This is a genomic window from Mesorhizobium sp. M7A.F.Ca.US.005.03.1.1 (assembly GCF_003997975.1).
In the GTDB taxonomy this organism is placed as follows: Bacteria; Pseudomonadota; Alphaproteobacteria; order Rhizobiales; family Rhizobiaceae; genus Mesorhizobium; species Mesorhizobium ciceri.
Window position 1 is genome coordinate 1 of record NZ_RZRO01000148.1, and the last position, 10,712, is coordinate 10,712.

The 10,712-nt window shown below is 64.2% G+C and carries 11 protein-coding genes and 1 pseudogene; 6 read left to right on the top strand and 6 right to left on the bottom strand.

All coding sequences use genetic code 11. From position 1 onward, the window contains the following. The 4 genes and pseudogenes from EN990_RS33245 to EN990_RS33260 form a co-directional block, all read right to left on the bottom strand. A pseudogene (locus EN990_RS33245) lies at nucleotides 1-729 on the bottom strand (molybdopterin-binding protein); the annotation flags it as partial. A 3-nt stretch (nucleotides 730-732) separates the two neighbouring features. Then, complete coding sequence (locus tag EN990_RS33250; protein ID WP_127388537.1) at nucleotides 733-1,560, bottom strand: extracellular solute-binding protein; 828 nt, start codon at nucleotides 1,558-1,560, stop codon at nucleotides 733-735. 20 nt (nucleotides 1,561-1,580) lie between these two features. Further along, nucleotides 1,581-2,303, bottom strand: coding sequence for an ATP-binding cassette domain-containing protein (locus EN990_RS33255; protein WP_064994246.1), 723 nt, complete (start codon nucleotides 2,301-2,303; stop codon nucleotides 1,581-1,583). A gap of 3 nt (nucleotides 2,304-2,306) precedes the next feature. Further along, nucleotides 2,307-2,999, bottom strand: coding sequence for an ABC transporter permease (locus EN990_RS33260; protein ID WP_064994245.1), 693 nt, complete (start codon nucleotides 2,997-2,999; stop codon nucleotides 2,307-2,309). Nucleotides 3,000-3,094: 95 nt separating this feature from the next. On the opposite strand from EN990_RS33260, the gene EN990_RS33265 reads away from it, so the two are divergent. Further along, a complete protein-coding gene (locus tag EN990_RS33265) occupies nucleotides 3,095-3,970 on the top strand; it encodes a helix-turn-helix transcriptional regulator (RefSeq protein ID WP_127385643.1) in 876 nt (291 codons plus the stop codon). A 26-nt stretch (nucleotides 3,971-3,996) separates the two neighbouring features. On the opposite strand, the gene EN990_RS33270 is transcribed toward EN990_RS33265, so the two are convergent. After that, entirely contained in the window at nucleotides 3,997-4,203 is a 207-nt protein-coding gene (locus tag EN990_RS33270) for a DUF6494 family protein (protein ID WP_064994243.1), read from the bottom strand. Nucleotides 4,204-4,331: 128 nt separating this feature from the next. On the opposite strand from EN990_RS33270, the gene EN990_RS33275 reads away from it, so the two are divergent. After that, a complete protein-coding gene (locus EN990_RS33275) occupies nucleotides 4,332-5,591 on the top strand; it encodes a hypothetical protein (protein WP_245465186.1) in 1,260 nt (419 codons plus the stop codon). Nucleotides 5,592-5,593: 2 nt separating this feature from the next. Here EN990_RS33275 and EN990_RS33280 read toward each other — a convergent pair whose 3' ends face one another. Beyond that, nucleotides 5,594-7,630 (bottom strand): 4Fe-4S binding protein, encoded by a 2,037-nt coding sequence (locus tag EN990_RS33280; RefSeq protein WP_127369937.1) that lies wholly within the window; start codon nucleotides 7,628-7,630, stop codon nucleotides 5,594-5,596. Nucleotides 7,631-7,740: 110 nt separating this feature from the next. Between EN990_RS33280 and EN990_RS33285 the strand changes: the two genes are divergently transcribed. The 4 genes from EN990_RS33285 to EN990_RS33300 are packed head-to-tail and all read left to right on the top strand — an operon-like array spanning nucleotide 7,741 to nucleotide 10,563. Further along, nucleotides 7,741-8,487, top strand: coding sequence for a biotin/lipoate--protein ligase family protein (locus tag EN990_RS33285; RefSeq protein ID WP_127369938.1), 747 nt, complete (start codon nucleotides 7,741-7,743; stop codon nucleotides 8,485-8,487). Next, nucleotides 8,478-9,020 (top strand): DUF6505 family protein, encoded by a 543-nt coding sequence (locus EN990_RS33290; RefSeq protein ID WP_127388538.1) that lies wholly within the window; start codon nucleotides 8,478-8,480, stop codon nucleotides 9,018-9,020. Before EN990_RS33285 ends, EN990_RS33290 begins: the two co-directional genes overlap by 10 nt. After that, the gene (locus EN990_RS33295; protein ID WP_127370406.1) at nucleotides 9,017-10,033 is read left to right on the top strand and encodes a DUF6352 family protein; all 1,017 of its coding nucleotides are present in this window, start codon (nucleotides 9,017-9,019) and stop codon (nucleotides 10,031-10,033) included. The genes EN990_RS33290 and EN990_RS33295 overlap by 4 nt, the downstream gene beginning before the upstream one ends. Before the next feature lie 26 nt (nucleotides 10,034-10,059). Beyond that, nucleotides 10,060-10,563, top strand: a complete 504-nt coding sequence (locus tag EN990_RS33300) for a DUF3305 domain-containing protein (RefSeq protein ID WP_127385642.1) — start codon at nucleotides 10,060-10,062, stop codon at nucleotides 10,561-10,563. The last annotated feature ends 149 nt before the right edge of the window (nucleotides 10,564-10,712 follow it).

A 10,712-nucleotide genomic window follows, 5' to 3' on the forward strand; every position in this document is an offset into this window, starting at 1 on the left:
AGTCCCGCCGATCAGGAGCAGCAAATCGCAGGACTCGCCATCAAGAGCGGCAGCGATCGCTGTCGCGTCACGCTCGACGGCCTCTATTTCGGCAATCGAAGCTCCAGAGGCACCCAGGCTCTCGACCACGAGCCGCAGGGAGAATGTCTCGTGGCTCTCGGCAGAGACGTCGATCGCACGCACGCACGGAATCCGTACGGCAAGTTGGCTCAATCCCACTTTGCGAGCGACCAGCAGGTCAGCGACGCCGATTGTCTTTCCTTCAAATGTTGGCGGGCGGTTCGCCGCCATGTCCTCGCCCATCCGGCGCACACCCTGGCCAGGCGCGGCTTCAGATGCCGCCTGGATCACCGGTCCATCGCAATCGATAAGACCGGCCTGCAGCACACAGTCACGATTTCCAGGCATGGCATCGCCCGTCTCCACCCAGAGGGGCGGGGTCGGCAATGCTACTGGCGAATAGGCCGACGCTCCCACGAGATCAAAGGCGCGACACGCCCAGCCGTCGATGGCAGCGATATCGCGCGCAGGCTGCGCCGGCACGACAGCCGGCATCCCGGCAGCCACGCGCCCAAGAGCCTCATCGAGCGGAACCAGGCAGGTGGCGACGGGCATCACACCGTCGAGCAGCCCTGCGAGCGCCTTGTCAAGGGTGGTGAGCGCGCCTGTCGGAGAAAGTGTTCTCGTCATGGCCCGATAGTGAAGCAGACCCGAGCCGGTTTGCAACAAGCTTCAGGAACGCTCGTGCTGCGCGTTTGGGAAGAAGAGCTGTTGGCCGTCGATTTTGTACTCGCTGATCGCCTTCTGCCCCTCCGCAGAGATCAGCCAATTGATGAAGCGCTGGCCGGCCTCCGCTTTGACACTTGGATGCTTCCGCGGATTCACCAGCATGACGCCATACTGGTTGAACAGCCGCTTGTCACCCTCGACGGCAATGCCCAACTCGCCCCGATTCTTGAATGACAGCCAGGTACCACGATCGGAAAGCGTATAAGCGTTCATGGCGGCCGCGGCGTTGAGCGCCGCTCCCATGCCCTGGCCGATCTCCTTGTACCAGGTGCCCTTGGCCGCCTCGATGTCGATGCCGGCCGTTTTCCACAGACTCAATTCGGCCGAGTGGGTGCCAGACCTGTCGCCGCGCGATACGAAGGCCGCTTTCTTGGCTTCGATGGCGATCAGCGCGGCTGCGATATCCTTGGTCCCGCTGACGCCTGCTGGGTCGCTCTTGGGCCCCACGAGGACGAAGTCGTTGTACATCACGTCGAAGCGCTTCACCCCGAACCCTTCCTCGATGAACTTCTCCTCCTGCGCCTTGGCATGGACAAAGACCACATCGGCATCGCCGCGCCGACCGGTGTCGAGCGCCTGACCGGTGCCCTGAGCAACAACCTTCACGCCGATGCCGGTCTTCTTCTCGAACAGCGGCAGGATGTGGTCAAACAGCCCAGAATCCTGCGTCGAGGTCGTTGACGCCACAACTATCGACTGCTCCTGGGCAGGCGCGCCGCTCGCGAGCATCAGAAGCACCACAAGCGCACACAACATTCGGCGGGTCAGCATCTCAATCTCCGTCCGGTTGATTAAAGCACGAGTTCGCCGCGCACGAAGGCAGCCGCTTGCCGAGTCGCGGGACGATCCAGAAAATCGCCGGCAACGGCATGCTCGCAAACACGCCCCCGGACAAGAAAGACGACGTCTCCAGCGATCCTGCGCACTTGGCCGAGATGGTGCGAGGCCATGATGATCTTCGTGCCCGATTGGGCAGCCGTGATGATGATCTGCTCAACAAAACGCGTCGCCGCCGGATCGAGGCTGGCTGTCGGCTCGTCGAGCAGCAGGATCTCGGGCTGGCGCGCCAGTGCGCGAGCGAGCGCCAGCCGCTGCTGCTCCCCGCCTGACAAATGCCGTGCCGGACGTGCCGCCAGATCGAGAAGACCCACGCGGTCGAGCAGTTCCTCCGTGCGCGCCGCGCGAAGCCGACGCGGACAGCCGGCCGTAGCCAGGCCGTAGGCGACATTCGCGGCCACCGAGCGCCGCAGCATCACAGGCTTCTGGAACAGGATCGCACGCCGCGTCTTCGGGGAGAGGGTCCGACCGCCCCAAGTCAGGGTTCCGGCCGAAGGTACAGTAAGCCCCATGCAAAGCCGCAACAGGGAGGTCTTGCCCGACCCGTTTGGGCCGACGATCACCGTCGGCGCATGTGGCCCGATCGTCAGGTTCACCCGCTGGAGTATGGTCGTCGCGCCAGCGATAAGCGACACGTCATCGAAGACAAGTGGAAGATCGCTCTGAGCGGCCCGCATCCCCTAGCCCGCCCGTTGCTCGGACCACACCCGCACGCCCCAGGCGGCCGCGTTGATCAGCAGGATAAGAAAAATCAGAATCAGGCCGAGTCCGATGGCGAGCGGCAGATTTCCCTTTGAAGTTTCAAGTGCGATTGCCGTCGTCATGGTGCGGGTGAAGCCATCGATGTTGCCGCCGACGATCATGACGGTGCCAACCTCGGCCGCCGCCCTGCCGAAGCCCGCGAGCAGAGCAGTGACGAGGCTGAAGCGGCCGTCCCACAAAAGCGTCGCGACCAGGCCCACCGGCCCGACCTCCATCGCGTTCAGTTCCTCGCGATATTCGCGCCACAGATCCTCGACCGTCTGGCGGGTCAGAGCGGCGATGATGGGCAACACCAGCAGCGCCTGCGCGCAGACCATGGCGGCGGGCGTGAACAAAAGACCGAACTCGCCCAGCGGCCCGGATCGCGATAGCAGCAGATAGACGGTCAGCCCGACCACCACCGGCGGCAGGCCCATGAAACCGTTCAGCACCACGACGATCGCCGAACGACCTGGAAAGCGCGAGAGCGCGATAATTGCGCCAAGCGGCAGGCCGGCGACCATGGCAATCGCGACAGCCGAAAGGCTGACCGCGAGCGACAGGCGCACGATGGCAAACAGCGTCGCGTCACCGCTCGCGATCAGTTGCCATGCGCCCAGCCCTTCCGACATTGCTCCTCGCAATCCTGTCCAGCGCCAATGTCCTGCAACTCTTCCGCCAGAGTCAAATTCTTGAACCGGCACAGAAATATGCATATCAATGCAGGATGGAATTTCTGACGACATCTGAAGCCGCCGACTATCTGCGCATTGGCGAACGCAAGCTTTACGAACTGATTGCGCAGCAGCGCCTCCCCTGCAGCAAGGTGGCCGGCAAATGGCTGTTTCCCCGACATGAACTCGACCATTGGGTCATGTCGGGACTGGTCCGGCCCGGAGGAATGATTCAATCCGACCCGCCGCCGATCGTCGGTGGCAGCCAGGATGATCTGCTCGAATGGAGCCTGCGTCAGTCGGGCTCCGGCCTGGCCTTTCTGACAGAAGGCACGGAAGCCGGCGTGACACGCCTGCTGCGCGGCGAGGTGTCTGTCGCCGCGATCCATTTCCACAGCGACGACCCGGACCCGAATGTCGCCGCGATTGCGACGAGGCCGCGGCTGTACGATGCGGTGCTGGTCGGATTCGCCCGCCGCGAGCAGGGCCTGCTGCTGGCGCCAGGCAATCCGAAATCGCTCAACAAGTTGACCGACGTACTTGCGACCGGCGCGCGCATTGCGGTCCGTCAACGCGGCGCAGGCGCGGACATGCTGCTCGCTTTGTTGCTGACGGATGCCGGCGCGAGCCACGGCGAGGTCAACCGACTGGAGCCCCCCTGCCTTACCGGTCCCGAGCTTGCAGCCGCCGTGCGCACCGGACGGGCCGATTGCGGAATCGCCACCCGCGCCGCCGCCTGCGCCGCCGGCCTCGATTTCGTGTCACTGGCCTGGGAAAGCTTCGACCTGCTGATGCGGCAGCGGACCTACTTTCAGCAACCGATCCAGGCGTTGCTGCGTTTGCTGCAGCAAGACACCTTCGCCAGCCGCGCCGCCGAGCTTGCCGGGTATGATCCATCGCCGGCCGGGCGGATCCGGTTCGCGAAGTAGCAGCCGAACCCGACCTCGGTCGCTGCTCACCCCAGATCGATCTCGCCCTCCACGACATGGTGCAGGCCTGCTGGCTCAGACGTGACGAGGGCCCTCACGGTCAGTCGGCCCTGTCCTTTCAGGCCCTTCTCCGCCACGGCTTTCTCGATTGCCTGCTGCGAAGTCACGCCGACCTGCTTGAGGAACTTGCGCATGGAGACGTTGAAGGGATCGGTTTCCATATTCTGGGTCATATGATTGCCTCGAACGGTTTGAACAATATGGCCGATCCAGCAAGCTTGATGCCCGCAACGGCGGCGCTGCGCCAAGGGAGCACGGAACGGCCTGGTGCGCAATGAAGACGACGCTCGCAATGTGTCTGATGGCAACTGCTCCGTTCCTCTTCGGGGTCGCCGCGCTGGGTGCCGATCTCCGCGGTCACGGCGGACCAGTGCGGGCGATTGCCGTGACGGCCGATGGGCAAACTGCGATCACCGGTGGTTTCGACGCCAAGGCGATCATCTGGTCGATCAAGACCGGCGAAGCACGGGAGGTGCTGCTGTTTCACGATGGGCAGGTCGATGCGGTCGCAGCCCTGCCGCAAGGCCGCTTCGCCAGCGCGGGGGCGGACGGCCGCATTGCGGTCTGGGAGGCCGGACGAAGCACGCCGGTCGCCGTCCTGCAAGGCCATTCAGCGCCGGTCGTGTCGCTCGCAGTGTCGCCCGACGGCTCCACCCTCGCTTCGGCTTCCTGGGATGGCAGTGTGCGGGTGTGGCCGCTTTCCGGCGGGGAGCCGCGCGTCCTCGAAGGCCACAGGGGAAACGTCAACGCGGTCGCATACCTCTCCGACGGGACGCTCGCAAGTGCCGGCTACGACGCGGCAGTCATGCTTTGGCCGGCCGAAGGCGGAGCTCCGGTCAGGGTCGCGATGCCTGCACCGCTGAGCACGCTGGTGGCGACGAGGAGCGATCGCGTGTTCGTCGGGGGCGCGGACGGCAAGCTGAGTGAACTGAACCGAGGCGGGACAATCCTGGCCGAAGTTGCAGCTTCGTCAAGTCCGATCACCGCGCTCGCCGTCACGGCGAATGAACGATACATCGCCGCCTCGTCGATCAAAGGTGAAATTGTGCTGCTCGACGTCAAAAGCCTGCAGCCCGTTCGCACATTTAGCACCGCGGGCGTGCCGGTTTGGGCTCTCGCCTTCTCGCCTGACGGAAAGACGCTTTTGAGCGGCGGCGGGGATCAAGTGGTGGGAGAATGGAATGTCGAGGCCGGGCAACGGCTCGGAACCAAGATCGAGGGTTCGACCGATCCGATGGCCGAATATGCCGGCAATCCGGACGCGGAGGTGTTCCGCGCCTGCGTCGCATGCCACACGCTCGATCCCCACGAGGGCGATCGCGCCGGCCCCACGCTTCACGGCATCTTCGGCCGCAGGATCGCATCCGTGCCTGGCTACCGATACTCGCCCGCTTTCAGGGAGATGGACATCGTCTGGACGCCCGAAACGGTATCGAAGCTGTTCGAGCTTGGCCCGAGCAGATACACGCCGGGCACCAAGATGCCCGAGCAGACCATTCGCGACCCCGAGCATCGGGCGGCGCTGATACGATTCCTACAGGCCGAGACCCGCAGCAACTGAGTTTAGACCCGTTTGGTTTCCGAGTTCCGGTCCCGGAGATAATCCTCTGTCGTTCGCGGGGCCGGCCGGCCAGGACCGGCATAGGGATCGAGGTCTTCGCTCATGGCGGCATCGACGCGGCAATTGTCGCACATCCGCACCAGTTCCAGCCGCCGCGCGTTTTCGCCCGAGAACATCCAGTGCCTGCCTTCCAGCTTGGCGACGATCCGCTCAATCGTACTGCGGGTCCCGAACGGGTTGCCGCAGCGGATACACTCGTAGGGCTGTTCTTCCTTGACGACCCGACGTGGCGCGCTCCATGCCGGGAAATCAATCCGCGGGGCGAGACGGATCACCTTCTCCGGACAAGTCGCAGCGCAGAGCCCGCATTGGACGCAGGCACTTTCGGAAAAGTACAATGCAGGCTGTTGCTCGCTGTCGGAGAGCGCACCCGTTGGGCACGCCGACACGCAGGAGAGGCAGAGCGTGCAGCCCTCGACATTGATATCGAGCCCGCCGAACGGCGCTGCCGCTGGGAGCACTACGCGCTCGACTGGCGTCGGCGCGGCGCGATGCAGTTCGATCATGCTGTTTCGCAACAGGCTGCGCTTGTCCCCCAGGGGCAGGAAGGTCGCCGGCGTCGGCGTGCTGGAGCCCGGTTGCACACGGTCGAGCGCCAACCTCAGCATGTCCGGATCGTCGGTTTCGATCAGGCCGCAGAGTTCCGACCCGTAGCCGAGCGATCGTGCGAGCAGATTGGCGATGGTGACGTTGCGGGCCAAGCCGGTGAGCTCGTGCTTGGGCTTCGCGGAGGCGAGCGCCATCACCGCCGCCGCGCCCCATGCCACCGGCGCTATCCACGCCTCTATTCCCAATTGCGTTATCTCGTTCACGGCGACTGGCAGTACATTCGCAGGCAGGCCTGGGCCGAACCGCGCGAGCGCGTCAATCAGCGGCTCGCCGTGATAGCCGTCATGGAACAGAACGACCGGATCCCTGCCACCCGCCTCTCGATATGTGACCAGGAGCGAACGCAGCCGCCGAAGCAGGGTTTGCGCATCCGGAACGGCATATGCGGCTGCACCGGTCGGACAGGCGGCCGCGCAATTGCCGCAACCGGCGCAGATTTCTGCGTCGACGATCACGTGGTCGCCGGCCGAGGCAATCGCACCGGTAGGGCACAGATCCAGGCAACGCGTGCAACCGATGATGCGGGAGCGTGAATGAGCGCACAGATCGGCGGAAAAATCGATGTAGCGCGGCTTGTCAAATTCGCCGACGAGGCCAGCAGCCTTGGCGATCACGGCCGTTACCGCGGCCCGGTCGGCGGAATCCGCTTTGAGGTAGCCCGCGCGCAGGTCGTGAGCCGGAAATAGCGGAACGCCGCCGGAGAGGTCGATCACGATGTCTGCTTTAGAGATTGCGCCGTCACGAGCCGCACCAAAGCGCAGGCGGTCGCGCGAAGAGGGAACTGGCAAGGCGAAATCATCAACGATCAGCTCGAAGGCACCCAGATGGCCTTGTGCATTGCGGATCCTGCCCCGCACGACGGGGAAATCCCACACGCGGTTGGGTGTAACCTCCGCGGGTCGCGTCAGCAGGACGGTCACGTCCAGATCCCCGGCAAGCTGGCAGGCGACCTCCATTGCCGCCTGGTCGCGGCCATAAACCAGCACCACGCCATTGCTTCGAAGCGTGACGAGGGCGGGCGGCGAGGTCGGTTCGGCCACCATCGCGACGAGTGCCGCCGCCTTCGGCCCGGCGGATGCGGCCTCTGCCGACCAGCCTGCCGCCTCGCGGATGTTCACGAAATCGAGGTCACCCGCAAAGCCGATTTCCTCAGCGACTTCGCGGAAAAGCGGCGCCTGCTGTGTGCAGGCTATGGTGATGGCTCCCCCCTCGCTCAATCTGTTGCGGATACGCTCGATTTCGGCGCCGCACAGCTGATCGCCCGATTGCACCTGAGCGTCTTTGCATCCGCGGCGCACGCTGTCGCCAAAACCAGGCATGCTGCGCTCGCAGGAGCAGATGAAGACCGTGCGCGGTTTGTCCAGGCTCATTGCGCCTCCCGGCTACGCGACACCGCCCGCTGCGGTAGCGCCTTTACTGTAGAGACAGTATATACATTATTGGAGAATTAGGCCGCCGTCATCAAAAATGGATCGGCATCATGTCCCAGCGTGCTTCGGTCACCGACCGCGCCCTCGATCTGCCCCCGCTCTACAGCCTCACTGTCTTGAGAGAAGCCGGCGATGCCTTCGAGCACGCCCGCGCCATTGCCGGCGAGCAGGGTGCAGGGACGCTGGTCTGGGTACGGCGCTATGATCTGGCCGAGTTCGCGGTCGTCCTGGAGCCTGAACAATCGTTGGCGCAGGCCCGCCTTGCCATCTATGCCGGAATGAACGCTCTGGCCGACGCGCTTGCAGCGCGTGCACCGCCTGAAATGCCGGTCACCTTCGACTGGCCGGACGCGATCCGCATCGACGGCGCTCTCGTTGGCGGCGGACGCCTGGGCTGGCCTGAGGGAGCTCGCGACGAGGAGACGCCGGCCTGGCTCGTCTTTTCTGCCATGATCCGCATCGCGGCCGTGCGCGCTTACGAACCTGGCGAGCGGCCGCTACTCGGCGCGCTTGACGAATTGGGCTCCGAAGCCCCCGATCCTGGTGAGATCATCGCCAGCTTCTCCCGTCACCTGATGAACGAGTTCCACGAATGGGGCGAAACCGGCTTCGCATCGCTCGCCAGCCAATGGCTGCACCGCTCCTCACACCGAGGCCAGGACGTTCGGATCGCTGACAATGGCGATCTGCTGCTTCCGGGGAAGCCTTGCCGGGGAGCCTCCGAAAGGCGGAGTTTGGTGGAAGCTCTTGGCTCACCTTCGTGGCTCGATCCCGCTACGGGTGTGCCATGGCTCTAAAGCTACTGCGCACGATCCGCCTAGATCCGTCGGATGGCTTCGTCTATTCCCACGCCGCGGAACCCGGCGAGTGGGCCGTCACGGGGACTTTCCGGTTCTTCGCCGCCGATATCGAAAGCCTCTCCGGCAAAGAACGACAAGCCTTCCGCGCCGGCTTCATGGGTGTTGAGAGCTTCGGCTGGTCCACCCTCGTCATCGTGACGAAGGCCACCGCGGAAGAAGTCGCGGCTGCGACCGAAAGACTGGCCGAGCAGCTTGTCGCCCGTTGCGGAGCGCCCGGGATGGCGGTCGCGCGCGCGGCCGCCGAGGAGGAAATCGCCTTCGCGCAGTCCCTGTGCAGTCATCCGCCGAACACCCTTGTTGCGCTGCACCGCGCTGGCGAGGAGGCGGGCATCCGTGAATCGTTCCGCACCCTGCACCGGAAGGTGAGCCGCCTTGATCCGGCGGCCGCATTCCGCATCATCGAGGTCGAGGGAGAAGAGGGTGCGATGGAAGAAGTCGACATCGTGGTGCTGGCGGGTAGGCACAAATGATAGATTTCTGGATTTCTTCGGGCCACCATCTGCTCGATCGCGACAAGGCAGGCCGGTTGATGGTGACTGATCCGTTCCTCAAAGCTTATTTGGCTCGCCCTGAGCTTCTGCCGCCGGAAGATGCGTGCGCGGCGGAGTTGCGGCTGCATCACGAGTTGCTGATGCACGATCCGCGCCGGCCGGTCGGGAACGAGGAGATCGCCGCGATCGACGACCCGGATGCTCGGGAAAACTGGGAGTTCATGATTGCCTTTCGCAATCGCCTTTTGGCAGCGCCGTCCCTCGAAGCCTGCTATCTCGAACTCGCGCGCGGCTCGGCTGCCGACATTCCGCCCCTGTTCATGAACCAGCTTGCGCAACTGGTGCTGCGCAATGCGCTTGACGGCGACGACGATCCCTTCGTGCTGCGTGCGGCCGAGCTGTTTTACCGTGCCCAGCGAGTGACCCTCCATGAAGGTGCGCTGCTGCTTGCAGATGCGGAAACCATTGAAGTCCACGAGCAGAACCGTCACGCCTCGCCTCTCCTGAACATGCTCGGAGGGCCTGCCGTCACCGAGCTGCAGATTCTCCAGGAGAAGAATGCCTGCAGCTATTTCGGCAGGAGCGATGCCTTTGACATGGTGCTTGGCCTCGGCGACGTCGACAGTCCGGCGCGGCGCGGCCTTGCCGCCGCGATCGAGGCCTGGATACGCCATCTGCTGGCCATTGAGGTGAGGGTTGAGCCGGTCGAGCGGACCGAGGACGACGATTGGGCATGGTTCGTCGGTCTGGACGCGGAGGCGACGCGTATCGGCAATGCGCTGTGGACAGGCGAGGACCTTGACCCTGAGGCGGCAAAGCGCATTATAGCTTTGTTTCGGCTCGACTTCTCCGAATTCGACGAAGTTAGGCCGGAAGTGGGTGCGCGGCCGATCTGGTTGATCATGGCGATGACATCCGACCGCATGGTTCGCATGAAGCCGCAGAACCTAATCGCCGGCCTGCCGCTTCGAGCCGCCACACCCGCAAGTTAGGCATTGTGGACAGTCAGGATTCCGAATTGGTTCGGGAAACAACTCAAGTCGGTGTCGTCGTCGAGCGACGGACTCTGCAGAACCCGTGGGTCGATCATGCCTGGATGCCCGTTGCGGTGCTCGTCGGCGTTCCGGTAGCCGCAGCTTGGACGGCGCTCGATGAAACCGCAACAGTAACCCGCTATTATGCGGGAGCGGCGGACATCGAGTTCTTCGGAGCGGACACGACGATGTACCGGGAGAACTTACGTTCTCAGCAGCCGAGCCTGTGGGTATCGCTCCGGCACACGAATGCGCCTCCCGGGGTCCTGCTGCAATTGGTAACCGCCGATCCCTCGGACGCCGAGTCGCTGACGGAGTCCGGCACCGACATCATCGAGGCGGTTCCGATGCCGTCCGAGATCCAGCAGCAGCTTGCCGCCTTCGTTGAAGCCCACCATGTCGAGCGGCCGTTCGTCAAGCGCAAGCGCGATCGGGCAAAGCTTGATGCGGGGCGCAATTGGCCTTCCGGGACTGGAGACAAGGAATGAGCGGCGGCAATGATAACATCTTCGCCCGCTGGTCGCGCCGGAAGCTGTCTGTGCGCTCGGCCGGACTTCAAGCAACGGACGACGAGAAGCTGGTACCTGACGCTGCGGCGGTGGATGCCGGCGCTGCCCGCCGAGCCACGGCTCAGGAT